At 42.5% G+C, this 26,743-nt stretch carries 19 protein-coding genes; 6 read left to right on the top strand and 13 right to left on the bottom strand.

Going from position 1 to position 26,743, the window contains the following annotated elements; all coding sequences use genetic code 11:
• Positions 1-16 precede the first annotated feature (16 nt).
• Complete coding sequence (locus AC1DUD_RS16170) at positions 17-1,036, top strand: nucleoside hydrolase (RefSeq protein ID WP_477376105.1); 1,020 nt, start codon at positions 17-19, stop codon at positions 1,034-1,036.
• 100 nt (positions 1,037-1,136) lie between these two features.
• Positions 1,137-2,768, top strand: coding sequence for a GH35 family beta-galactosidase (locus tag AC1DUD_RS16165; RefSeq protein ID WP_477376103.1), 1,632 nt, complete (start codon positions 1,137-1,139; stop codon positions 2,766-2,768).
• Positions 2,769-2,925: 157 nt separating this feature from the next.
• Here the strand turns inward: AC1DUD_RS16165 and AC1DUD_RS16160 are convergent, their stop codons facing one another.
• Positions 2,926-4,665 (bottom strand): glycoside hydrolase family 13 protein, encoded by a 1,740-nt coding sequence (locus tag AC1DUD_RS16160; protein ID WP_477376101.1) that lies wholly within the window; start codon positions 4,663-4,665, stop codon positions 2,926-2,928.
• Between the two features lie 234 nt (positions 4,666-4,899).
• On the opposite strand from AC1DUD_RS16160, the gene AC1DUD_RS16155 reads away from it, so the two are divergent.
• Positions 4,900-6,246 (top strand): BamA/TamA family outer membrane protein, encoded by a 1,347-nt coding sequence (locus AC1DUD_RS16155; protein WP_477376100.1) that lies wholly within the window; start codon positions 4,900-4,902, stop codon positions 6,244-6,246.
• A gap of 132 nt (positions 6,247-6,378) precedes the next feature.
• Here the strand turns inward: AC1DUD_RS16155 and AC1DUD_RS16150 are convergent, their stop codons facing one another.
• The 9 genes from AC1DUD_RS16150 to AC1DUD_RS16110 form a co-directional block, all read right to left on the bottom strand.
• Complete coding sequence (locus AC1DUD_RS16150) at positions 6,379-6,759, bottom strand: hypothetical protein (protein WP_477376098.1); 381 nt, start codon at positions 6,757-6,759, stop codon at positions 6,379-6,381.
• A 90-nt stretch (positions 6,760-6,849) separates the two neighbouring features.
• Positions 6,850-9,093, bottom strand: a complete 2,244-nt coding sequence (locus AC1DUD_RS16145; protein WP_477376096.1) for an FG-GAP-like repeat-containing protein — start codon at positions 9,091-9,093, stop codon at positions 6,850-6,852.
• Between the two features lie 156 nt (positions 9,094-9,249).
• Entirely contained in the window at positions 9,250-9,798 is a 549-nt protein-coding gene (locus AC1DUD_RS16140; protein WP_477376094.1) for a hypothetical protein, read from the bottom strand.
• A gap of 202 nt (positions 9,799-10,000) precedes the next feature.
• Positions 10,001-11,128, bottom strand: coding sequence for an acyltransferase family protein (locus tag AC1DUD_RS16135; protein ID WP_477376092.1), 1,128 nt, complete (start codon positions 11,126-11,128; stop codon positions 10,001-10,003).
• A 241-nt stretch (positions 11,129-11,369) separates the two neighbouring features.
• Complete coding sequence (locus AC1DUD_RS16130) at positions 11,370-12,290, bottom strand: Dyp-type peroxidase (protein ID WP_477376090.1); 921 nt, start codon at positions 12,288-12,290, stop codon at positions 11,370-11,372.
• A 362-nt stretch (positions 12,291-12,652) separates the two neighbouring features.
• Entirely contained in the window at positions 12,653-13,111 is a 459-nt protein-coding gene (locus tag AC1DUD_RS16125) for a putative quinol monooxygenase (protein WP_477376088.1), read from the bottom strand.
• A 9-nt stretch (positions 13,112-13,120) separates the two neighbouring features.
• Positions 13,121-13,519: a (R)-mandelonitrile lyase gene (locus AC1DUD_RS16120; RefSeq protein WP_477376086.1), complete on the bottom strand. Its 399-nt coding sequence runs from the start codon at positions 13,517-13,519 to the stop codon at positions 13,121-13,123.
• 80 nt (positions 13,520-13,599) lie between these two features.
• Positions 13,600-14,784, bottom strand: coding sequence for an acetyltransferase domain-containing protein (locus AC1DUD_RS16115; protein WP_477376084.1), 1,185 nt, complete (start codon positions 14,782-14,784; stop codon positions 13,600-13,602).
• 204 nt (positions 14,785-14,988) lie between these two features.
• Positions 14,989-16,272 (bottom strand): MFS transporter, encoded by a 1,284-nt coding sequence (locus AC1DUD_RS16110; RefSeq protein WP_477376082.1) that lies wholly within the window; start codon positions 16,270-16,272, stop codon positions 14,989-14,991.
• Positions 16,273-17,058: 786 nt separating this feature from the next.
• On the opposite strand from AC1DUD_RS16110, the gene AC1DUD_RS16105 reads away from it, so the two are divergent.
• Positions 17,059-17,841: a carboxylesterase family protein gene (locus AC1DUD_RS16105; RefSeq protein WP_477376080.1), complete on the top strand. Its 783-nt coding sequence runs from the start codon at positions 17,059-17,061 to the stop codon at positions 17,839-17,841.
• 187 nt (positions 17,842-18,028) lie between these two features.
• Here the strand turns inward: AC1DUD_RS16105 and AC1DUD_RS16100 are convergent, their stop codons facing one another.
• Together AC1DUD_RS16100 and AC1DUD_RS16095 are read right to left on the bottom strand one after the other, a co-directional pair.
• Positions 18,029-18,436 (bottom strand): EthD family reductase, encoded by a 408-nt coding sequence (locus AC1DUD_RS16100; protein ID WP_477376078.1) that lies wholly within the window; start codon positions 18,434-18,436, stop codon positions 18,029-18,031.
• A 313-nt stretch (positions 18,437-18,749) separates the two neighbouring features.
• Positions 18,750-22,184, bottom strand: coding sequence for an ABC transporter permease (locus tag AC1DUD_RS16095; protein WP_477376076.1), 3,435 nt, complete (start codon positions 22,182-22,184; stop codon positions 18,750-18,752).
• A 663-nt stretch (positions 22,185-22,847) separates the two neighbouring features.
• On the opposite strand from AC1DUD_RS16095, the gene AC1DUD_RS16090 reads away from it, so the two are divergent.
• Both AC1DUD_RS16090 and AC1DUD_RS16085 read left to right on the top strand, forming a co-directional pair.
• Positions 22,848-23,183 carry a hypothetical protein gene (locus AC1DUD_RS16090; RefSeq protein ID WP_477376074.1) on the top strand — a complete coding sequence of 112 codons (336 nt, stop codon included), beginning with the start codon at positions 22,848-22,850 and terminating at the stop codon, positions 23,181-23,183.
• Between the two features lie 113 nt (positions 23,184-23,296).
• The gene (locus tag AC1DUD_RS16085; protein WP_477376072.1) at positions 23,297-23,890 is read left to right on the top strand and encodes a carboxylesterase family protein; all 594 of its coding nucleotides are present in this window, start codon (positions 23,297-23,299) and stop codon (positions 23,888-23,890) included.
• 264 nt (positions 23,891-24,154) lie between these two features.
• Here AC1DUD_RS16085 and AC1DUD_RS16080 read toward each other — a convergent pair whose 3' ends face one another.
• Positions 24,155-26,605: an ABC transporter permease gene (locus tag AC1DUD_RS16080; protein ID WP_477376070.1), complete on the bottom strand. Its 2,451-nt coding sequence runs from the start codon at positions 26,603-26,605 to the stop codon at positions 24,155-24,157.
• Positions 26,606-26,743 lie beyond the last annotated feature (138 nt).

The raw sequence follows: 26,743 nt of genomic DNA, 5'->3' as shown, positions 1-26,743 counted from the left end.
AATTAGCCTGTAAGCCATGATCAAAAGCAAGTTTTTACCATTCCTGCTGCTGTTGTTTGTTTTTCCTTTTGTTTCCAAAGGGCAATCAACTGCTACCAATAAACTCATTTCGCCCCGCATCAGGGTGATTATGGATAATGATTTTGGCGGCGATCCGGATGGCTTGTTTGCACTTACTCATTTAGCCCTGTCTCCATCGGTAGAGGTGAGGGGCATTATAGGTTCACACTTAAATGCTAACGATGGATTTGACAAATCGAAAACCCAGGCAGATAATGCGGTAAAAGAAGCCACCAAACTATTAACTGTTTTAAAACTCAAAGATCGTTTCCCGGTAACAGCCGGCTCTAATACGGCCATGGTTAATGACAGCACCCCGGTAAAAAGCCAGGCGGTTGATCTCATCATTAAAGAAGCTTCACGCACTGATACTTCCCTGCCGCTTTATGTGCTTTGCGGTGCCGGGCTTACCGAAATTGCCTCTGCGGTGTTAACTGATCCAAAAATTGCAGATAAAGTGACCCTGGTATGGATAGGCGGGCCTGAATACGTTGATCTTGCACTGCCCCCACCAAACTACAGCAGCCCCGAGTATAACCTGAATATTGACATCAATGCCGCAAGGGCTGTGTTCAACCATTCGCAATTAAAACTATGGCAAATCCCGAGGGATGGCTATCGCCAGGCCATATTGCCTTATTCTGAATTACAGCTTAAAATAAAACCACAGGGCGAAATTGGGAAATACCTGGTTAATACGCTCGAAAGCCTGATGGCCCGCATCCAGCAATACCATCTTAACCTTGGGGAGACTTATATTTTAGGCGATAGTCCGCTGGTGCTGCTTACCGCATTACAATCATCATTCGAGGCCGATCCCTCCTCAAGCGAATATGTGTTAAAGCCTTGTCCGCTCATTAATGCGCAGGGAGGGTATGATTATAACGCTCATGGCCGTAACATCCGGGTTTATCGCCGGCTGGATATTAACCTTATGTTTAATGATTTTTTTGCCAAGCTGCAGTTGAATAAGTAAAGGCGACCGGTGGTATATTTTTAACCATAAACGGTTTATTTAGTATTACCTTAAGCGCTGTTTTGTAATTATTTTGGCCTGATCATAAACCTTTGATACCATGCTTAAAATAATTAGCAAAATAGCTCAAAATATTTTCCTGCTTGCTTCATTGTTATTAGCAGGAAGCAAAGCAATTGCCCAAACAAATGATGCCTCATTACCTAAGCTCATTGAAAAAAATGGCAGGCACGCATTTTTAGTTAATGGAAAACCGTTTTTAATGTTAGGCGGCCAGGCACATAATTCAAGCGCATGGCCGGCTTTGATGCCAGGAGTATGGAAGTCGGTTGAAACCATGCACCTCAACACGCTCGAAGTCCCCATTTACTGGGAACAGATAGAACCCCAACCCGGCAAGTTTGATTTTTCATTGGTAGATACGCTGCTTACCCAAGCCCGGCAGCACAATGTAAAACTGGTGCTATTATGGTTTGCCACTTGGAAAAACGGCAGTAACCATTATATGCCCGAATGGATGAAACGTGATGCAGAGAAATATCCGAACGTCACCGGTAAAACAGGCAAGCCAATCGACTCCCCCTCACCGCATTCAAAGGCCACACTGGATGCTGACGTTAAAGCGTTTTCGGCAGTTATGCGGTATTTAAAGCAGGCAGATACGCAGCATACCGTTATTATGGTTCAGGTTGAAAATGAGCCGGGTTCGTGGGATACTGTTCGCGATTATTCGGCAAAAGCGCAAAAATTATTTGAGGCAGATGTCCCCGCCGATCTGTTAAAACCGGCTATGCTAAAAGCCCTGGATATACCGGCAGCCTCAAAAGGATCATGGCAGCAGGTATTTGGTGACAGGGCCGATGAATATTTCCAGGCCTGGTCAATAGCCCGTTTCATTGAGCAGGTTGCTGCTGCCGGCAAAGCGGAATACCCTTTACCACTATATATAAACGTGGCACTTCGTGATCCACTTACCAATCCCCCTGCAACCCATTATGAAAGCGGTGGGGCCACCGATAATGTGATCCCCATTTGGAAAGCGGCAGCTCCCTCCATCGATCTGCTTGCTCCTGATATTTATCTGTCGGGCAGCGAAAGAGTATTGAAAGTGATTGATCTGTATGCTCGTGCAGATAATGCCCTGTTTGTACCCGAAGCCGGTTTAGTTGCCGATAATGCCAAATATTTTTATGATGTTTTAACTCACGGTGGAATCGGATTTTCGCCGTTTGGAATAGATGATAATGGGGATAGCTCAAACGATGAGCATCTCGCTGAGCGACTTACCCCTTTTGCTCAGGAATATGCGATGGCAGCCCCAATGATGCGCGAGCTGGCTCAATGGGCTTTTGAAGGCAAGATCAAAGCCGTTATTGAACATGAGGATGGCGCGGAACAAGCCATTAAACTTGGGGCATGGGATGCTGTTATAAAATTCGGCAGTGGCCGGGGCGGCGAGCTTAAACCCAATCAAGACCATAACGGCAAAGCAATGATAGTTACCCTTGATGAAAATAAATTCATCATGACCGGAACAAACTGCCGCATCACGTTCCGCCCCGCAGGAAGCAATACCGGCAAAGCCTGGCAATATCTTAAGGTTGAAGTAGGTTGGTATGATCATGGCACATTCAAATCACTCCGCATCCTTAATGGCGATGAGACAGATTGGGGCGGCCCGGCAATTGGCGACAAACCTAAGGTGTTACAGATTTCATTGGTGGTGAGATAAGATTTTAAATTTACGATAGAAAATGTATCTCTAAGGCGTCATTGCGAGGCACGAAGCAATCCCCGACAAGCAGGTTCGCCCTGTATAGTTGGGGATTGCTTCGTGCCTCGCAATGACGCTTTTGTTGTTTTCCATTTTAGTACCCTTAAAATCCCTCCTATTTCACCTCATAAACAACAGCCTCATATGGCATGAGTGTACCATTTTTCGATGGCTTTTTATAATTGCCTATTAAAACCGTTGCATTACCTAAATCCACACCGGTTTGGGCCGAAGCCTGCTTGCTAGTAAAGTTTAGCAGCACAAGCAGCTTTTTGCCATTCAGTTCTCTTGTATAAGCATAAATGTCTGGGTTTTGCGCGTCGAGCAATGTATATTTCCCGTATACCAGCGCCAGGTTATCTTTGCGCAATTTTACTATCCGCCTAAAGTAGTTTAAGGTGCTGTTAACATCTTTTTCCTGAATAGCTGCGTTAATATTTTTATAGTTAGCGTTTACCTTTATCCAGGGCGTACCCGTAGTGAAGCCCGCATTTACAGTGCTGTTCCATTGGAAGGGGGTACGACCATTGTCGCGGCTTTCAAAGGCGATCCGTTTTAAATATGCCGGCAAATCGGCTCCGGTATTTTTCTGTCGCTGGTACTCGTTAAGCGTTTGTACATCGCGGTAATCATCAATTGTGGTAAAACCTGCGTTTGTCATGCCCAGTTCATCGCCATTATAATAATAGGGCGTACCACGCATGGTCATTAAAAAAGTAGTGAGCATTTTTGATGATACAATCCTAAACTCAGGACTATCGTTACCGAACCTGCTTACTAACCGGGCCTGGTCATGGTTAGCCAAAAATATCGATAGCCAGCCTTTTGCTGCAAAGGCACTGTCCCATTTGGTAAAAACCTGTTTTAAATGAATCACGCTGTAACCCTCGGTTTTGGCAATATCCACACCTTCAAATGCATAAGCCATATTTAATTCATTTCTGTCGGCGTCAACTAAGTTATGGCCGTCTTCAAATGTATTGCCTGCTCCCTCGGCCACGCTCATTACATTGTACTTGCTAAGCACCTCCCTGTTCATTTCCTGCAGGTAACCATGCAAATTGCCCTGTACACCGTAGTATTGGGTAAAGTTTTTTTCAAACCCTTTCGGGAAAGCAGGGAACGTAGTGTCCTTTGCAGCAAACTGAAAAGCATCCAGCCTGAAGCCGTCAATCCCCTTATCGGCCCAAAACTTCATAATTCCGTACACTTCATTCCTGAGTTTTGGGTTTTCCCAGTTAAGATCTGGCTGCTTACGCGAAAAATAATGCAGGTAATAAGCATTGGTGAGTGAATCATATCGCCAGGCATCATGATTTACATCAAACAAACTATAACGGTATGACGGTTTACCTTTTTCGGCATTCCACCAGTGATAATATTCGCGATACGGATTATTGCGCGAGCTGCGGCTTTGTTTAAACCATTCGTGTTCGTCGCTGCTGTGGTTCACCACCAGGTCCATAACCAGTTTTATGCCACGGGTATGCATGCCTTTCAGTAAATCGTCAAAATCATCCATCGTTCCAAAATCCTTCATGATGTTGCGGTAATCGCTTACATCATACCCGTTGTCATCATTAGGTGAACTATAAATGGGATTAAGCCAAACAACATCAATCCCCAGGCTTTTGATATAATCAAGCTTTGAGATGATGCCTTTCAGGTCGCCAATGCCATCTCCGTCATTATCCTTAAAGCTCCGGGGATAAATTTGGTAAACAACCGCCTCTTTCCACCATTTGCGGTTAATGGTATCTGTTGCGCCCTGGTTGTTTTGTGCATAGCTTAAAAGGGAGCTGAGCATAAAAACAATAAGAGCCATAAAACGGGTGCAAGGTGCGTTCGTGATCATAATTGGTTAAAAAAAGTACAGCAGGACAGAACGGGTTTCTGTGGTTTATAATAAGAGACTATTAAGGTACCAATATTTAACCGAAACATCAAATAATACGCCCCGAGCCCTTGCTTAACTTCTTCCGAAATTTAAACTTCAAACATTCTACAGATTTCAGGGTTTAAAAATGGGCTAAGGCCAATCACAATTTACAGGCAATAAATTGAATTTAAAACATTTATATAAGTTAACGTGCATCACAAACTACCACATAGAAGCTCTTTCCTGTTTTTAACGGCTTTATTATCCATCCTCCTTACTGGCATATTTAATAATACATACGGCCAGGTACAGGTACCTGCCGATTCAGTGAAAGCCGATTCTTTACGTATCAAAGAAAAAACGGTACAGCCTGTCAAGGCAACAGATACTTTATACAAACAATATGATTTTGGCGACCTCGTTCGCAACATATTGCATCCCGGTCGACCAGCTGATGCGCCTGGTAAAAAGTCGTCGGGAATTACCATTATACCTAATGTGGCATCCAACCCAACTATTGGGTCGCAGATCGGGATCAAAGCTGTAGCCGGTAAAAAACTTGGAAACGATCCGAATACCCTGCTCTCGGTAGCAGCTACATCGGCTTCTATTACCACTAAGGGCATTATTTATTTTTATATCAACCATAACGTATACACACCGGGTAATAAATGGAATTTCCAGGGCAATTTGGTTGCAGCCAAAACGGTATCGCCCGACTACGGTTTGGGAATTGGCCAGGCATCAAGCGGCAGCGAGGCCGACCAGGTGCTGGCCAACCCCGAACGCAAAGGCAGGGCGCTGCATTCCCAATATTATAACCTGAGAGAGAAAGTATACAAAGAAATTGACAAGGGCTTATTTTTAGGCGCAGGTGTATCTTTCGACATCAGGCGAAAAATTGAAGACACCAAATCAACAACTGATCTCACTCCATACAACATTTACAGTGATCGCCACGGTTTTGCCCGCGATCATTATGCAGCTAATGGTATGCTCTTTAACCTGCAATACACCACGCGCGATAACCAGAACCGGGCATATCGGGGAATTTACGTTGATGCAGGATTCCGCGTTAACCAAAGCTGGCTGGGAAGTTCAAGAAACGCGGTGCAGTTCACTACCGATTTCAGAAAGTATTTCAGCTTGTCGGAAACTAACCCCGAACATGTTGTTGCCTTCTGGAATTGGGGATCGTACCTTATTAGTGGTAATATCCCTTATCTCGAGCTGCCCGGTACCGGTAAAGACCCCAGCTTCAGAAGCGGAAGGGGTTATGTTGTACAATATTTTAAAGGCACACAATACAACTATTCGGAAGTGGAATACCGCTTCCCGATACTGCGGAATAAATTTGTTAGCGGCGTTGCCTTTGCCAACCTGCAAACAGCCAATGATGAGTCGGGCACTAAAATATTTCAGCAGTGGCAGCCGGGCTATGGCGGCGGTTTGCGCGTATTATTTAATAAAGCAACCCGCACCAATCTTTGCCTTGATTACGCGTTTGGCAGGTATGGTCAAAAAGGGTTCTTTTTGGGCTTGAATGAGGCATTTTAAGCATTGATAGAAACTATCCCGGATCATTTCTGTACAAATGAATTTGACGTAAAAGTTTGTTAAATAAACGGGCCGCTTTTCTTTGTCAGAAAAGCGGCCCGTTTATTTATTTGTTTGTTATTGAGAAACAGCTTATTGCCCGTTGGTAGCGCTCCAACCATCACCCCAACCGCTGCCGCCGGCTGCTTTTGTACCTTTTAAAAGCTTATCATATTTCACTGCTTGTGTTTTAGTTAAAACAGCTTTGATGTTTGAAATAGTTGTTGCTCTTAACGGCTTAATGTCAACCAGCATTTTAGTGTTATCACCTTTATCTGCCGCTTTTATCTTTTCAAATTTATCAGATGACTCCTGGTATATCGCCGCGATTTTTTCAGTTTGTTTATCAGTAAGCTTTAATTGTTTTTGCAGCTCTTTTGATTTTTCAACAGGTTTGGCACCGGGCTTAGTTTGCGCGTTGCCTGCTGCAGCTAATCCGATGAACATACAGCATAGTAAGAGGAACTTTCTCATGGTTTAAGATTAATTAATTGTTATTGGTATAAATGTAACCATTTTGATATACAATGCATAACCAATATTTTCAATTAAAGCAACATAACCCTAATTTGTTTTAGCTGTCATTTGCATGGGCATACACACAGGCATGCCTTTGCTTCGGAAAATCAATTTTGTTAACTGGGTGGTTTTGTATTGTGCACTACCTTCTGTAATGTTTAAAAACTGGTTAGGAGCTACATTTTTAAAATACTGCACAGCACCACTGCCAGCCCATTTGATCTCAATTTCATCAATTACCTTTGCCTGGCCAATGCCCATCTCCTGCCTCAAAGGCGATGACCCAAAGCTTCCGCCTGAGTTGACATCTCTATAAACAGAACGCTTAACCCCATTTTCAACAAAAGTAAGTTTGATATGACTCCCTATAGCCGCGTTATTAGCTTTTGTGCCATTCAATTTCAGGCTGATCCAATTGTTATTGCTTACACCGGGGTTCAAGTATAATGAGCTTGTGTATGAGTCGCCAATGTAAGCCCCTCCCATTTCGGCAAAAATATCCTGCTGGCCAACGTTTCTAAGATCGGCAAATGCTACACCGTGCCCTTTTTGTAAATTACCCATACGAGACGATGATGTAATATCGGCAAACCTTTTACCACCAATATTCCTGAAAAACTTGTTAGGCACCAGCGATCTAAAATCGGGGTTACCTGTGCCAAAGTACATATCCAGATAACCATCGTTATCAATATCGCCAAAATTGGCACCCATGCTGTAAACTACTTTATCCAGGCCTGCTTCTTTGGTTACATTGGTAAACGTTCCGTCATGATTATTTTTATACAGGTAGATGTTGCCAGCTTCAGGTACGGCTTTACCCAGGGCAGCGGCGGCGCTGTAATAACCTAAAGTACGTTCGAAATGGTAATTAGCAACCATGAGATCGGGCCAGCCATCGTTGTTATAATCATAAAACCAGGTAGTAAAGGTCCGCTGTTTGATCTGGTCAAGGCCTGATTGAGCTGTAACATCTTCAAAATCCACACCTGTTTCGGTTTTACCTTTGTTTTTAAGCAGGTATTTATGCCCGTCCATAGTCGAAACAAATACGTCAATAAAGCCATCATGGTTATAATCGGCAGATGTTACCCCTTTTACGAAAGCTTTGATACCGCAATGAGCAGCGGTGGTTACATTAGTGAACGTGCCATTACGGTTATTCATATATAACTGGCATGTTGACTCATCGGCAAAGTACATCGACTCTGAATTTTCATTACCTACAAATACATCCAGCCAGCCATCGTTATTAAAATCGGCCCATGTTGCCGTTTGAGTCGGGTGAAGCATAAATAAGCCGCTAATGGTGGTTACATCGGTAAAGGTACCATCGCCATTATTACGCAATAATGAGCTTGGCTGATTACCGAACCCTTTTGTAAGCCATGCGCCGCGCAAAACAAAAATATCCAGTTTGCCATCATTGTTATAATCTGTTTGCTGGATATTAAGCCCGCCGGTAATACCTGTTAAGCCGGCAGCCTCTGTACGGTCGCTAAATGTGCCATCCTGGTTGTTTTGAAAGTAATGCATTGGGTCGCTCAGGTCCCAGCCCGATGTCATGATATCAAGGTAGCCATCATTATTAAAATCGTCAACAATGACACCACCTGCCCTTCCGTTAATATTAAGACCAAGACTGGCCGCCACATCAACAAATGGCTTAACCTGGTAGGCCGTATCCGAATCCGTATTAAGGCCCGGGATCAAAACATTTTGAGGCACTTTTTTCGGGTACTCGCCAAGTGTCATATAAGCAATATTGATAAGCCAGCGCGATTCATAATCATCAGGGTGAAGCTTTAATAATGTTTTATAAATATCAATTGCTTTTCTTGAGCCGGTTTGGAGCTTGTGCACACCATCGTCCTTGATAGGGAAAATACACGATGAACCGGTATGGTTAAGCATACAATTACTTCGCTCACCTAAACGCATGTAAGCTATGGCCTGGTCGGGCAGCATTTCATCGGTCGACATATAGTCAATATTATCCATCAGATTTTTATAAATATTTACCGATTGCTGCTCCTGTCCGGCTTTTAATAACAGCGATGCCTTTGAAAACAAAACCTCAGGGCTTTTGCCAAGCCGTTTGGTTCTAAGCAATGAGTCGCAGTAAGCTAATTTCGCTTCCGGATTAAAAGGATTTGAAATAGTGAAATTCTTCTTGTTTATCTGCTTCAGGATCGATACCATCTCTTCATTAGATGAGCTTTGGCACGATGCTATTATGGTGAAACCGCACAGCATCACAAGAGCTGCGGTAATTTTTTTCTTTATCATAAAATGTTCATTTACCCGCGCTGATAAAATGCTAAAGCACATTACCCGCGTGAGAATTGCTACGGAATAAAAATTATTATATAAAATTTGATACAACAGAACCCTACAGGGGGACATCAGCAAATGCCAGCCTGTAATTGAGTTAAATAGAGGAAATTAGCAGGATGCTTTAGGTGGTTGTTCCGGAATATCCAGATGAGAAGTTATTAACGATTGTACAGGCTGTACAACGTTTTCAGGCAATGGCATTACAGGGCAATAAAATTTAAACTGCACGAAGGAAAGGCTTACATTATCCTGTAAAACCATTTTACCAAAAGGGACATGTTCCTTTTGCGGAACAGGGATATCCTTTATTCCTTTGGCATCAAGTACATTATTATCGGCAAAGCGGGTAGTTTCGTAGTTAGGGATGCACATCAGGTGAAGGGCATTCCTTGTCATTCGCATTTTTACGTAATTGTAAGTGGACTTTCCGAATGTTATATGCCCGGATATGTTTTCAAAAGTACTCCAGTCATGAATAGTGGGCAGATTGACAGGGATAGTAACTTCGGTAAGGTCATTTACATTATACAGCCCTTTTTGAATCTGTTCCTTGAAAAACAGATTGGACTTATAAACCAAATATTGATGCAACATTAGCTGCCCGCTAAGATTGAGCAGGTAAATATTCAGCAATATTAAAGCAATGGCCTTTTTCAATGGATTATAATAACCTAAAGATGAGATTTATAAATGATATTTTCAAGTCTTATTTGAGCCGGTGTGATTAAATAATTATAAAAAGCCTTAAAAGTATATAATATTAATACGGAGCTAACCCACGCTGTCTGCGCTTCACAAATCATGCTCCGCTCCTTAAACAAAACAATAATTAAAAAGCATTTCATTTGCACGATCAATATTATGCCTTTTTCAACAGGAAACGTTTCTTTAACCAATCCCTAACCGGCTCATCATACAGCTTAAGGCAGCCATAGGCGATAGCAACGCTAACCACAAAAAGTCCCAGTCCGGCAAGCAGGCCCTGAGTCATTGGTACTTTATTATTTGCTACCCAGGCTATATGTAAGTAAATTAACGGGTAATGTGTAATGTAAAGCGGATAGGAAATATCCCCCATAAACTTGCAAACCCTGATTGAGCTTTTACTTTTTAAAGTCCCGCCAGCACCAATAGCAACAATCAGGGGAAAAATAATGATGATGCAGACTGATTCATATAAGCCGTTCATCCATAAATGCTCCGGTCCGCCAATTCTGGGTATGCATAGTATAGCGATGATCAAAATACTGCAAACAGTAAAAGCGCCTTTAATATGGATCAGCTTACCCACGCGGCAAAGCAGCATCCCGGCAAAAAACGGGTAAAGCAAGCGGGTAAAGCCGATGTTGAGCTGTGTTTTATCAACCGACCATCCACCAATTACATCGCCCTGCGGCCCCATCACTGTAAAATGGATCAGCAAACAAGCCGATAAAAACACCAATATGGCAAGCAAGGTCTTGGAGAATTTACGGATCACCAGGGCGTACAGAATATTAGCTATATATTMAAAAAAAAGCGACCATGCCGGACCATTCAAGGGGTGCATTTCCTGCCAGCCCCGGATATCCATAGATGGCAGTACGGGAATCAGCGTAAAACCAACTACCATCATCACCAGCATTTTCCAAACAGGCGTATCATGAATAAGCGAAAACTGCCCGCAGCTCTGTGTATAAAAAAACACCGCGCCAATAATTGAGCCCATAATAACCATAGGCTGTAAGCGGATCAGGCGTCGTTTGTAAAAATCCCATTGAGTCATTTTACCCCAGCGGTCGTCATAGGCATAAGCAACTACAAAACCCGATAGCACAAAAAAGAAATCGACAGCCAGGTAACCATGGTTGATAATTTGATGATAACGATCGCCGGAATAGGTTTCAAAAACATGAAAGGCCACTACAAAAAGGGATGCCACACCACGCAGCCCGTCAAGAATTTGATAATGCCCTTTTGTTTCAAGGTACGTAGTATTTTTACTCATCAGCAGGAAAATAAGTATAATGAAATTGGTTGTTTCAGGTTTAATGATACGCTTCGTAAATAGGGCGTAACAGTATGGCCATAAATATGCTTTAATTTATTGGCAAGTCAAAACCATGACAAGCGAAGAGGTTCGAACTCACCGTATATATTAAAATTCTTACAATTTTATCATGAGGTGTGGAAGTAACGATCAATCATATCATCAGCAATTTTCAAATGCCGTCGATGGGAAATCGAATTCATGAAAATCCATCTATCATATCAAATGTTGGTGCAAAAAACAAGCTGCCGGTTTTTGGTGTGCTAAAATCCAGGATCCTATCATAATTCCCCTCAGGCACACCGATAAACATATTATTCAGCATTTTTTGTACCGTGGTAAATGTACTTGCATAGGCTATAAAATAGGTCCCCATTTCATTAGTCGACATATTACCAAAAGGCATATTGTCACGAACGATTTTTAAGTCATCGCCTACATTTGCCAAGGCAATATGTGAATTTGAAGGTTTTACATCATCATCCATTTCTATATCATTGGATTTGGACCTTCCAATTACTTTTTCCTGTTGCTCGGTAGAGAGCGCCTTCCATGCCGTTAAATCATGAATATACTTTTGCACAAAAAGGTAACTTCCACCTGTATACGCCGCATCATCGTCTCCCACTATCCCAAATAGCTCGCGATCCTGTCCATGTGGATTTTCAGTGCCATCAACAAAGCCTAAAATAGAACGACTGTCCCAATACCTGAAACCATGAATTTCTTCGATGCTAATTGCCACCGGCGCTAAAACATCTGATATTGCCGAGGCCATATCATAGCATATACTGGTACTATCTGCCCTTATGTGAAAATGCAAATCGCCTTTGGAAGAAACCGCTGTGTGTTTTTCACCAACGATGGGAACAAAATTGATTAATTCTTTAGGCAAAGGAACGGGCAGCTGTAGTTTAAGCCAGGCATCATATCCAATACCCATTACACAGCTTGCCCTCGAAACCGGGAAACGAACATTAACAGAATTATTGAGGTTGATAACCAGTTTACAAAGCCGCTTAAAAACATCGCCAACCGCCGGATTGTCCTTAAAATTCCAAACCATAAATATGGTATTGTCATTAGTATAATCTGTTACATTTTGTGATTCCGGCTTCATACGGTTTTATAAGTATCAATTGTGAGGTACTAAAATAAACAAATTTGTAAAGGAGGACATGTTAATAAAAACCTTTTTACGTCTTCTACATATCCTTTAATTTATCGGCATTGGGAGGTATGCCAATATAGTTATTTAAGCAAAATCCCCCAGAGGGGGAACAGGTTTGTAGCAATAATAATATACCGAAAATAACCGTGCCAGAGGTACGGAACACCGGAGTTGTGGACCTCTGGCACACTAAAAACCCCGTTACTTTACTTCTACAACTCTTTTTCACCTCTGGTGCAATTGATCACCGCTTAAATAAAAGCGCTGGGAGTATCCGCCGATAGTATTAATAAAGTTAGCTATATGCGATCCTACATGCGCGGCTTGGCGGCGAGGACTATCGGAACAGTCTCCACAAGCTCAAGCGATTTAACCATATCCTTTGTAGTGCTTTTGTATTTTTTAAAATGAGGCGTTTGCAAATGTGCCTGATATGCTGCGGCATCAGCATATATTTCAAAAACCGTGATCCGGGTTGGGTCGTTCTTTTCGGCCACTGCATATAAGGTTAAAACACCCGACTCAACACGTACTGCTGTTTCGGCATGCTCTTTAAGCGCAGCCATATAGTTATCCAGTTGAGCCGAATCAATCCGGAGTTTGGCTATACGTACCACCTGGTTTTTATCCTGGGCTAAGGCACTTTTGGGCATAAATACTGATAAGATACAAACTATTAAAACTAATAACAACCCGTTGCCCAAAGCAGGCTTCAGGTTTGAGCAGATCTGTTTTCCCGATACTGCGTGAGTTACATTTATTGCTTCCATTTTCAAGGCTTATCGGTTGTTGTATTGCTCGTCGGTTACCTGTTCCATCCAGTCGACGGGCGATCCGTTCAGTTTTTCCTGGATAGCGATATGGCTCACGGCTGTAGTAGCTGTAGCACCATGCCAATGCTTTTCGCCGGGTGCAAACCAAGCAACATCTCCCTGATGGATCTCTTCTACCGGGCCTCCTTCGCGTTGTGCCCAGCCGCTCCCTGCAGTTATAATAAGTGTTTGCCCCAATGGATGAGTATGCCAGGCCGTACGGGCCCCGGGTTCAAATGTTACCAGCGCCATGGCCACACGGGCAGGATCGGGCGGGGTAAAAAGTGGGTCTATACGTACTGTTCCGGTAAAATATGCTCCGGGCCCTTTCCCTGAAGGCTGCGAGCCGCTGCGTTTAATTTCCATAGGTCAATCTTTTTATAAAGATATCGCTTAGGGATCCTGAATTGTTTTGAATTTTTAATTATCCACTTAAACGATGCGCTTTACAAATAACTCAACCACCATTTCCCTTTGTTGGTCTGTTTATAAGCATCATAACGTTTACATAAAGGATACATGGCAATTACTATTGCTATCCAAATGAGGTAAGCAACCGGCAATGAAAATCCGTACCCTTTCAGGTTAGTGGTAAACCAGATAGGTTGTTTAAGAAACCAAATCTTCCAGTCCTGCCCGGGTGTAAAAGCGGAGGCGATAATCGCCACCAGGTGGATCACATAAATGTGGATAAGATAATAGAACATCGGCACCCTGCCGTATACCGAAACTACATTTACAACGGCCCCTTTTAATTTTTCGGTAAATGAAAGAAACAGGAAGGCCGAACCAACAGTAAGCAGCACGTACAATAACGACGGCGGATATTTATTTACTTTGATAAATGACAGGAAGGTAAAAAATGCATCCTTTTGGGTTGTCCATTTCACCGGGTCGCCATACAGATTGGTATAACGTAGCACAATGAATACTACAATACAGCAACTGCCGGTAATCAGCAGGTTTCTTTGCCTTTTACCGGCATCATATCCGGCCGAAAACCAATCGCCCAAACAATAACCTAACGACATCACAGCCATTAGCGGAACAATAGGATACCCTACCAATAAAATCTCCTTATGCCACATAAAAAACTGCTGATCATGAAGCAGCGACCAGCCAAAAGCCTCTAAAGAGCTCCCCGGCACATGAACACTATCTAACAGGTTATGCCCTAATATGATCACAACGCTTAGGCCCAGGATCAATTTTTTAGGCAGATGGATCAATACAGCCAGTATGATCATACTTAGCCCCAGCGCCCATATGGTAATAAACAAAAACATGGGGAACGCAATATTGAAGTTCCAGCCAAAGTTAACAACGAACATCTCGAGAAAGATGAGCCACAATCCCCGCTTTATTAGGAATACGGACAATTCTTTTTTATTTTTCTTTTGCCCGATAAGGCTTGCCGACGTCCCGGCGAGCAGCATAAATATCGGCGCACAGAAGTGCGTGATCCACCTGGTGAAAAATAATATGCCACTTGTCTTAGTAAGGTCAAGCGGATCATAATAAAACGAACCGGAATATAAATAGTCCCTCACATGATCAAGGGCCATAATGATCATGATTGTACCGCGGAGAAAATCTATCGAGGTTATCCGGTTTTTAATAATTGTGCTCATTCAGGTTTTTAGGATGAGATTAAAGGTAGCACTTTTAATAAATGATTTTGACAAACTACTCCGCCAAAAATCTGCGAAAGTTATAAAAATGACTTTGCGCAGAAACCAGGCCATATGTATTGTTTCAGTTATCACGGAGACTGAGACGCTTAATAAAAAAAGCCCCAGGTTTTCCACCTGAGGCTTTACTTTAATTTGTCTGGCTTATTCAGCCTGCTGCTTCATTATTTTCTTAGCTCCTAATAAAGCCAGCAGTGTAACCGCCGAGGCAGCTGTTAAATAATAGCCCACATAAGCAAGCCCGTAGTTTTGTGCCAATGTGGTGGCTAAATAAGGCGTTAGCGAGGCTCCCAAAATACCGGCCAGTGTAAAGGCAAGTGAGGCCCCGGTATAACGCACTGCCGGTGGAAAAATACCAGCCAGCGCGGTACCTATCGGCCCGTAGGTAAGGCCCATCAAAAACATACCCAACGACAGGAACCCAGCGGTTATAAGCAAACTGCCGGTACTAAATAAAGGCGCGAAAACAAGCCCAAAAGCCATAATAAAGATGGTAGCCACAATAAGCATTTTGTTGCGTCCGTACTTATCAGCCAGTATGGCCGATAGCGGGATCCCCAAACCGAAAAAGAGCATAGATATCATTTGTATAATGAGGAAATTGCTTCTAGTATAATGCAGCGCAGAAGTACCCCAGCTTAGTGTGAATACCGTCATCAAATAAAACAACAGGAAGGTAGTAATGGTAGCCAGCGTACCCAGGGTGATGGCTTTGGTATGCTTAACAAAAACATCAGCAACCGGCACTTTTGAGCGCTCGTTGTTGTCAATAATCTTCACAAATTCAGGCGTTTCGGATATTTTTAGCCGCACATATAAGCCCAGCCAAACCAGGATAGCGCTGGCAATAAACGGGATGCGCCAGCCATAGCTTATAAAATCGCTTTCACTCATGGTTCTGCTCAGTATAAAAAATGTACCGCTTGATATCAGGAAACCAATGGGTGCTCCCAACTGCGGGAACATGCCATACCAGGCTTTTTTATGCGCAGGGGCATTTTCTGTTGCCAGTAAAACGGCACCTCCCCATTCACCGCCCAAACCCAAACCTTGCCCAAAACGAAATAAGGCCAGCAACAACGGGGCTGCAATACCGATGGAAGCATAACCCGGCAAAAGCCCGATAGCAACTGTTGACGGCCCCATGGTCATTAAGGCCGCAACCAGCGTGGCCTTACGCCCCTTACGATCCCCGAAATGCCCGAATATCGCCGCCCCCAGTGGTCGTGCAAAAAAAGCCAAAGCAAATGTAGCCAGCGATTCCAGCGTGGCCGAAGTTGGGTTGGATGCCGAGAAAAACAACTTAGGAAATACCAGCACCGCGGCAGTAGCATAGATATAAAAATCAAAAAACTCGATAGTAGTACCAATGAGGCTCGCGGTAAGTATACGGCTTATAGGATTTGCTGGAATAGGCTGCTGGTTCATAGGCCCAAACATATTAAATTTGAGTGAATGCGCAAATCACATGTATCCCTGCTAAGCGAAGTTTACTTACATTTACGGTGAGCATTTTGCTTGCATAAAATAAAAACCTCAAATCTTTTACAAATCCTGCATAAATCAAACCATGCAAAACCTAAATCTATGAACAAGAAACTGTATACGTTTGGAATATTTTTTTTAAGCTTAGCGATAGCTTGCGGTTTATTACAAGGCTTCCTCAGTTTTGAGATTGGCAGAATAATATACACGCTGGATTCAATTGTCATATGGGTTATCGGGGCAAGTATTGTCTCCATTACAGGACCTGTATTCTTATTAAAGTATTTTCATTATCGTAAATATTGGTTTGCTTTCTATGCATCAATTATTGCGTTGATAACAAACCTCGCTTATATTATTGTCCTTTGCTGTATTTTGATATCAAAGCAAGAGATAAGCTATTACAAGCCTGTGTCCGTTGTTTTCTTATGCGGGCAGATCATATATGGTATAAGCCTCCTATTCTCGGGTAACAGAAAAAGTTTCTGGTTAAAGATGGCGGGGGCATATATATTAGCCATTGCTATAGTATTCCTGTCGACAATTATTTGGAGTACCTCTGTACAACAAGATCTATTAGAAAGAATTACGCAATGGACCTCGCTCGCGGCCAATCTAATTCCCGTTTTGCTCATCATGCATTTGAGAACGGAGATAAAATTATTAAAGACAGACAATGCTGATATCCCAATAACGGCGTCTTTAACAGATAAGTTAGCGCACGCGAAAATGGCAGGCCTTATAGCTACAGTTGCATTGAGTATATTGATCATTTGTCAATGGCGCTCCCAAGTATACTGGGGAGAGCGGAATTTTGAAAATACAAAAGCATTGGCCCGGCTTTTTGAAGCCAGGATCTTTGTGAACAGTAAAGGCGATACCCTACGATATCGCTTACTAAAACCATTGAATTATGATCCTAAAAAGCGATACCCTTTGGTGGTATCACTACCATATGGCGGCCAGCCGGGAACCGATACAATAAGGCAGCTTGAAGGTGCCGCCGCAGCTGAGATACTATCGACCGATGTTAACAGACAAAAACACCCTGCGTTTATTTTTGTACCAAACTGCCCGGCGGGGTCAGGCTGGGGCGGCATTCCCAATTATCCTTCGGTAGATACATTGGTTTATAAAGCCATCACAGCACTGGATACCGCGTTTTCGATAGATGAGAAAAGGCGGTATGTAACAGGCATTTCAAGAGGCGGATATGGCTCCTGGCATTTTATCTGCACCCGCCCGGATCTGTTTGCCGCCGCGATACCCGTATGCGGAGGCGAAAATCCTGAACTGGCCTCAAAAATAGTTGATGTCGCTGTATGGGCCTTCCATGGAGCCAAAGACCAGAACGTTCCCGTTAGCGGCTCACGTGGTATGATTGAAGGGATGAAAAAAGCCGGCTTAAAACCAAAGTATACAGAGTTTGCCGGTGAAGGGCATAACATCTGGTATCAGGTTAGCATTACACCGGGCCTGTGGGATTGGCTTTTTGCCCAGAAACGAGAGTAATGATTACCAGTTATTGATGAAAAGTGTTTTAAACGCCAGAAGCCTCAAATTTCTTCGATTTGAGGCTTCTGAGTTAAAATAGCAGGATCGGGACTATTACCTAACCGTTTAAGTATGATTACATTCGCTAACATTTAAGAGTTAATTCAACCAGCGGGTTGTTCTCCATTTTGTGAAAATGTCATATTTACTTTATCACCTCACTTATCAAAATCACAGGAGTGATATTGGTGTAGTTTGAAAAATCAGCACGAATGGCATCTCTATTCGGCCCGATAGCCGCCTGATAGTCGCTTAGGCTTTTTACATAAAAAGTGCCAATAGCCATAAAAGGCAGTGGTTGATTGGGAATACCACTGGCAATCCCTTTTTCAATAGTATATTTAACCAAATTTGACCCTAAAAATCGTGCTACCATTGGCATATGCTTGGTTTCATAATATTCCATATTAAAAGTTTTACCTTCCGCATAAGGATACATGACGGATACTTTAACTAAGCCTTTTTCAACAGAAGCTACGTTCTCCTTTTCTTGACTAAACACAGTAATACAAGTGGTTAAAAGGAAAAATGATAAGATTAGTCTTAATTTCATAATTGGTTAATTTAACTATTAAAGCACTCAATTTTAATACATTACACAAATATTGAAATATTGCCTTTATTCACAAAACGTTATGCTGATTAAAATTTAACGTTTTTACACCATCGTGCTTTGACCTCGATGGTATTTCACAATAGCTATCATAGCTCACCAGCCATTACCTTGCTGCTTAAAGTTTACAATTTCTTCGAACGGGTATGCCAGAAGACTACATAAACAACATATAACAAAAGGGCCTCAAATCTTTCGACCTAAGGCTTATGGCTTCCAATGAGTAGCAAGATAGGACTAAACATGCGTCCAATCACTCGCTCCGTAAACTTTTCACCGGGTTGGTCAACGCGGCTTTTATTGCCTGGAAACTGATAGTCAGTAAGGTAATCACGATTGCAGCTATACCCGATGCAATAAATGCCCATGGACCAATACTCACGCGGTAGGCGTATTTTTGGAGCCAATGTTCCAGGAAGTAAAGTGCAAGCGGCGAAGCAATGAGGCAGCTGATCAATACCAGCACCACAAAATCTCGCGACAGCAACACCCACACCTGCGCAATTGATGCGCCCAAAACTTTGCGGATGCCGATTTCCTTGGTGCGCTGTTCAGCAACGTATGCTGCAAGGCCTAATAAACCCAGGCAGGAAATAAATATAGCCAGGGCTGCAAACACACCCGCCAGGTTGCCTAAAAGCACCTCCAGGTTAAATTTACTCTCATACTCGTCATCTATAAACTTATATTGATAAGGAAAAGCCGGGTTATATTTTTGAAACACCTTACCGATCTTTTCTATAGTAGTATGTGTATTGGCGTTCTTAGGCAGACGATAGGTAATGATAGACCCATAGGGGCTATGACCGAAAACCGCAGGCGCTACAGGCGTATAGGGTGATTCCATCAGGGCATCTTTAACAACGCCAATAATTTTCACCGGCTTATCGCCGAAATTGCAGGTTATCATCTGATTGATGGGGTCTTTAAGACCGATACGTTTTACGGTAGCTTCATTTACGATCACGTTCAGTGAATCGCTTTTCCAATCACCTGTAAAGTTGCGCCCTTCGGCAAAGGTCATGCCCAAAGTTTTAAAATAATCATCCGACACCCATATCGCGCCAATATTCACTTCTTCCTCCCCGGCATTTTTTCCCGGCCATTTCTGCAATGAAAAATGACTGTATACCTGCGTTGCCGGCGATGTGGATGATGCAACGCTCTCCACCAACCCCGACGATAGCAAATCATTTCTTAAGGCTTCATAATGTTTCGGAAGGTCGCCGTTCATATCGGTCATTACCAGTCTGTCGGCATTGTAGCCGGTTGGGCGGTCCTTCACAAACTGGATCTGCTGATAAACAATTACGGTACTGATGATCAAGGCTACCGAGCAGGTAAATTGTACAACCACCAATATTTTACGCGGTAATGCCGCTGCTTTGCCTATTTGAATACTCCCCTTCAGCACCTTTACCGGGTTGAATGAAGACAGGTAAAACGCCGGCCTGCTTCCGGCCGCCAAGCCGGTTACAAGCACAAAGCCTACCATGATGCACCAGAAACTTATGTTTTCATATGGCATCTGGATATAAGAACCTGTTAAAGCATTGAAGTACGGCAATGCTAATTGAACAAAAAGTAAGCACAGCAGAAACGACATAAACGTGATCAAAACAGACTCGAGCAAAAATTGATAAACCAAGTCGATGCGCCCCGAACCGATCGCTTTACGAACACCAACTTCCTTCGCCCGTTTTTCAGATCGGGCTGTCGATAGGTTCATGAAATTGATGCAGGCTATCGCCAATACCAATATGCCGATGATACCAAACAGGCGTACATAATCCACAAACCCGCCAGCCACTTTCCCGTTTTTGAAATCGTTGTATAAATGCCAGTCCGTTAAAGGATGCATAAAAACCTCTGGTTTTAACGATCGCATCTCAGGGCTCCTTTTATCAACGATATCCCTGATCTTCGGTGCAATTTGAGCATAGCTTACACCCGGTTGCAATGCTACATAGGCGGAGAATGAATTGTAGGTCCATTTGGTACGCCCATCCCTGATCCAGCCCTGGGTTGCTTCCGAATAAGCAAAAGGCGTTAGGTAATTGAATTGATGCGTTGCATTGGCGGGGATATTTTTAATAACGCCGGTAACCTTCATGCCTTGTACGTTATCAAAACGCACAACTTTTCCCATCGGGTCGGCATCGCCGAATAATGCTTTGGCGGTTGATTCCGTTAGCACGATGGAGTAAATCTCCTTCAAGGCTGAATTGGCATCGCCTTTAACAAACGGATATTGAAATATTTTAAAGAAATCAGGCCCGGCAGCCCCTCCGCCCAGGTACAGCTTTTTATCGCCTACCAAAAGATCATGGTTCATATGGCCGATATTGTCTGACTCGGCCACATACTTCACTCCCGGGATTTCCTTTCGCAACACCTCAACCAAAGGAAGCGCTATGGATGTTTGGGTAGATGTACCGTTGCGCTGCGAGGTCAGGTTCATTTGTACCTGGTACGATCGCGCATAATCAGGCAAGAAACGATCATAGGAATATTGATCGGTCACCCATAAACCGATCAGGAGCGCCACAGCCATGCCGGTCGCCAAACCTACAATGTTCAGCGCGCTGTAAACTTTATTATACAGCATATTGCGCCACGCGATCTTCAAATAATTACGAAACATATTATTGCGATTTAATTTCTTACCAGACCATACAGGAATGGTTTTGTGACCCGAAATTATCGCTGCGGGCGGTGAAAAAGGGTTCAAATCATGATTCGGTCGCTTTTTTTTCAGTTCGTTCTTATATTCAGCCGGGCTTTTGCCTGCAATTTGTTTGAAGGCCCGATTAAAAGTGGTTTTGGAGTTAAAGCCGCAATCGTACGCGATACCCAAAAGTGTGATCCGATCATATGCGGGGTCCCTCATTTTCCGGGTTACGTCCCGGATCCGGAATTCATTAACAAAGTCGTTGAAGTTTTTTCGCAGACCGGTATTGATGATCTTCGACAATTCATGGATAGAGATCCCAAGCTCTTTGGCCAATGAATTTAAGCTTATGTCCTCATCCAAATAAAACCGGTTTATTTTCATTTGATGCCGCAGCCAATACCCTCTTTGTATCAGCTTATCTGTTGACGATGGATTTGCGCGCGACGATTGCTTCCCGGGTATCTTATTGAGATCTCCCGTTGCCGGATATTTAACCAGTTTAGTGCACCTGTACAGATAAACAGCAATAGAAATAAAGGCCAGTAATTGTAATACGGGGTGCCCTTGTTTGCAGGCCGGGGTATCATACGTAGCGGAGCCTGTGTATGTACTTTGAATGACAGCCAGTAAGTGTATTCCCTGTTCCAATAATAAGGGGCTGAAATGCAGGACGTCTCTGGCTGTAAACTTTTCTTCAGGCCGCGTTATGCTGCGAACATAAAAGAACACCAGCGGACCGAGCGCAAGCGAAAATTGCAAAGGCAGCCAGCTCCACCGTGGGAAATAGTTTCCCAGGTGGATATCTTCAAAGACGGTATTCAGTACCCACAATGCTATTGTAGCCAGAATAAGGCTAAGCAGCCTATTGACAGTTCTGCCGGGCTTTCGGGAAAACCATAGCCTCAGGCTGAAAGCCAGCCCAATGAATATAGCCCCCAATAGGAGCATGTCAGCTATATCGATATGGAGTTGATGACGGAACAATTCAGCTTTTGGGGTCAATCTTCGTTCCAATTTTATAAAAATCTGATTTATAGATTATTATTAAAAACCCAATCGATACCTTTTGTAACAATACCGCACATCGGCTGTTCGATTTTAAATTGTCCAAAAGTTTATACTCCCGATAAAGAGCCATAAGCTTTTGACTTTTTCCGGGCGGCCCCAACAGCGTTAAACCAAACCACGTTGCAAATTGATTAAGATCTTCAGCTACAATTTAAATGAGATATTAAGCGTTCGATTTCATTTTGCATCAATAAAAATAAGCAATATTACAAGCAACACATCGTTGACTCAGGCAGACGAGTAAACACCGTAAAAAACATAGCAATGAATAAAATCTTGTACCTTTTGTTAATTGTTTTTTTTAGCATAAACACTGCCACGGGTATTTGGAACTTTATAATAACGTTTCAAACTGGAATAGAAATTTATAAGCTGGACTCCTATAATGCTTGGTTTTTATGCGGGAATATCACAGCAATCGTAGGGTCTGTATTGCTATTTAAATATTATCTCCATAATAACTTTCGACTTGCGTTTTTCACAGGGATTATAGGAGGTATAGCAAACCTGTGCTATTTTACAGTCTGTTATATTAACTTAACCTCGGCTGCGTTAAGAAGTTATTATTTGCCAGCGTTGTTTCTTTACTTAAGTGCCATCATTATATATATGGCAAGCCTTATATTTTCGGACGCAAGAAAGAGGTATTGGTTAAAGCTGGCAGGCATCTTCGGGGTGATAATTACTCTCGTTTTGGCCTTGTCATTTATTGGAAGCGCATATTCTAAAAACGCCCTGGTTATTGCAAGGTTGCAAAAAACTATCCGATGGAGTTCGATTGCTGCCTGCCTGGCAAATGTACTGTTCATCATGAATTTCATTGATGAGCTCTGGCAATTAAATACCAAAAACACATATACGTTAAGGAAGAAATATTTAGAAACCACAATGGGGCTTTATGCCATAGTCGCCATAGTATTCACGATAGCCATAGGAACAACATAACCCTTGAAAGTAGTTCGCAACCAGTTGGGCAAAATTATAATGCTGAACAGGCTCAGGTACTTGTTAAGTTAGCAGGCGGGGCCAGAACATTTATTGACAGCGAAGGAGACAGTTTGCACTATCTTTTAATAAAACCGCAGAATTACGATAAGCAAAAAAAGTACCCATTGGTTGTATTCCTGCCTTATGGTGGTTATGAAGCTTCTGCGGCCGAGTCGTTAGCCGGTATGGACGGAAGTACGTACCCTGCATTTATTTTTGTACCCTATTGCCCGGAAGGTGCAGGTTGGGGAGGCATTTCCGGGATCGCTTCGCTGGAATCATTAGTTTATGAAACCATTAGCGGGCTGCATGAGCCGGGAATAGATATTAAAAGACGCTACGTAACAGGGGTTTCACGGGGTGGATATGGAACCTGGCAATTTATTTGTGCCCGCCCCGATCTTTTTGCCGCTGCCATACCAATATGCGGTGCTGGCGACCCCAAACTTGCGTCAAATGTTGTTAATATACCTATATGGGCTTTCCATGGTGCAAAAGACAAGAATGTGCCTATCAGTGGATCAAGAGATATGATTTTGGCTATAAAAAAAGCAGGAGGGCAGCCCCGTTACACAGAGTACCCTGATCGGGCCCACAACATTTGGGACAAGGTTATTGCCACCCCCGGTCTTTGGGAATGGCTTTTTGCCCAAAAGCGAAAATGAACAACAGCATCGATATCATGATTTATACCCGTCAATACATGCAAACAAAAAATGCAACATAAAAATGAAACGCCTCAAATCTTCCGACTTGAGGCGTTTCATTTTTATTGCGTAGCGGAAGCAGGACTCGAACCACTTTTTGGAGAGCATCCGACGTTTGCCCACGATAAATTAGATATTCCAAGTCCGCTTTACCAGCGGAGAGCCTTATAAAAGTTTGCCTCCTAAAGGTTACATCTTCCCTGTTACTCTTAACAAGCTCTCCTAATTATTTCTTAAACTTTTAACCGGATTTGCCAAAGCGGCTCTTCCAGTCTGAAAAACAGAAGCCAAAAGAGCAGTGAAAAACATGATTGTTCCGCTCATTGCAAATAGCCACCAGCTTATTGAAGTACGCTCGGCAAAGTTTTGCAGCCATTTGTTCATCGCAAACCACGCCAATGGCATAACCAAAACCAAAGAAACTACAACCAGCCATGCTACTTCTGATGATAACAGCTTTACAATTTGCATAACAGATGCTCCAAGCACTTTACGTATGCCAATTTCTTTTGTTCGCCTGTTGGTATTGAAAATAGTTAAGCCTAATAAACCAAGGCAACTAATCAGTATGGAGAGGCTTGTAGCCCATGAAAGCAGTTTAGAGGTACGTTGCTCATTTTCATAAAACCTGGCAATTTCATCATCAAAAAAATGATAGTCAAATGCAACATCGGGGTAAATATCATTCCAGGCGCTTTTCATACCATCGATAGCTTTATTCCAGTCATCGCTCCCGGCAACCTGCGGTTTTAAAAGTATATGGAAAAAGTTGTCATTAAACCGATAATGAGGAGCCTGCATTGACATTGGCAAAACAGCGTCCCGTAATGATTTTTGATAAAAATCGGCTACCACGCCTACAATAGTCCTTTTGTTTCCTTCATAATCAAAAGATTTTCCTATCGCATCTGTAGGATTTTGAAAGCCTAAAATATGTGTATATTTTTCATTTACCAATACTGCGGTCATCGAATCCGCAGCTATGAGGTTACGCCCTGCAAGTAATTTTATATGATAAACCTTAATATAATTTTCGTCCCCGTTTCTTTGTTGCAGGGATGTTTTTATTTCCTTTTTCCCGTCTTTATAGCTCACTTCCCATGCCTTTATATTTTCGGCTGCCGGAGCTTCACTGCCTATGCTCATCATTTCAATTTGAGAAATGCGGCTTATTTTATCTTTAAATAACTGTTGCTTATTGGAGTTTATAGTGCTGCGTGGTGTCTCAATGTTAATGATGGCATCTTTCTTAAACCCGAGATCTTTATTTAGCGCATAAAAAATCTGTTTATTAACAAGTAAAGTTGTCATTATAAAAAACTGGGCAATAACTAATTGTGTAACTGACAATGCTTTTCGTAATACAATTCCGCTGCCGTTTCCAAAATCATTACCCGCTGGTTTGTTTAATATCAACATAGGTTTGTAACCAGAAAGTATTATAGCCGGGTATAAACCCGCCAGCAAGGTTACGACTATGAGTAATGCCAATAAAAACAGCAGCAGGCTGCTATCTAAATAATTAAGACTTAAACCTGGTGGTATAAAATCGGCGAACAATTGCAGAATTAGCGGAGTTAAAGCCACCGCAATACAGATGGCAAAAAATGTAACAATAAAAGTTTCGCTCAAAAATTGTACAACAAGCTGCCATCTGCTGCTTCCCATTGTTTTACGGATGCCTATTTCTTTGGCCCTTTGCGTAGCCTGGGCTGTAGAAAGATTGATAAAATTGATACACCCCAACAGTAAAAGGAAACCGGCAATAGCCAGAAGGCTATAAAGAGCTGTTTTGTTTGCCCTTCTCCCCTTGTTGAAATTGGCGTAATCCTGGTTAAAGTGTAAATCTTTCAATGGCTGAAGGTGCTCCGTTTGGCTATCGCCCGGTCTAAATCCTTTGTTATACTTATTTACCAGTATATTGATTTGCTTTTCAACATTAAGCGTATTGGCATGCTCATCAATCTTTATAAATAGCTGCCAAACTACATTTGGCCACTCGGTTAACCGGGTCATACTTTTTAAATCGGCATTGTTGAGGCATGTGTTGTAAGATATGAAATCCTTAAAATAGAAATCAGTAGTATGGGGCGGTGTCTCTATTATGCCCGAAATTGTAGTTTTAATACTATCATACACAACTGTTTTACCCAATAATTGGGTATAGGAAATATCAGGAAAATACCTCCGTGCCTGATCTGAAGTTAGCACAACCTTGTAAGGTTTTTCAAGTGCTGTCTCCGATGAGCCAGCTAACCACTTATAATTAAAAAGCTTGAAATACTCTTTATTGGCTAATACGATGTTACTTTGTTTTCTGAATTTCACAGGTAAATCCGTGCTACCCGGAATCGACACATCTGTTTCTTTTATTTCAAGGAATGGAGCTACGTTTTTTATACCCGGTACTTCAGCTTCAATAGTTGCGGGCAGCGGACCGTTCACCAATCCAACACGAGCAACAACTTTGTCCATATAAGAAAGATCTGTTACTACCCGGTAAATCCTGTCGCTGTCGTGATGAAACTTGTCGAAACTGAGATCGAAACTTACAATAACAAAAATTGCCAGGGCCGCGCTGATTCCGACAGACAGGCCAACGATGTTAATAAAAGTAAAAAATTTACGTGCCCCCAAATTACGCAGCGCGATTCTGAAATAACTTTTTTTCATGGCTTTTCAAATAGGTGATTTATGATCGGTAAGGTTAGAAATAACACTGACGTCAAATTACAATATTAAATTCCACCAATTTAAAATAAATAAAACTATATTCTATTTATCGAACAAAATCAATACAATATATTGAAC

The sequence above is a fragment of the Mucilaginibacter sp. P4_A11 genome (assembly GCF_056402535.1).
The sequence above is the reverse complement of the archived record's forward strand: the minus strand, read 5'-3'. Positions and strand labels throughout refer to the sequence as shown.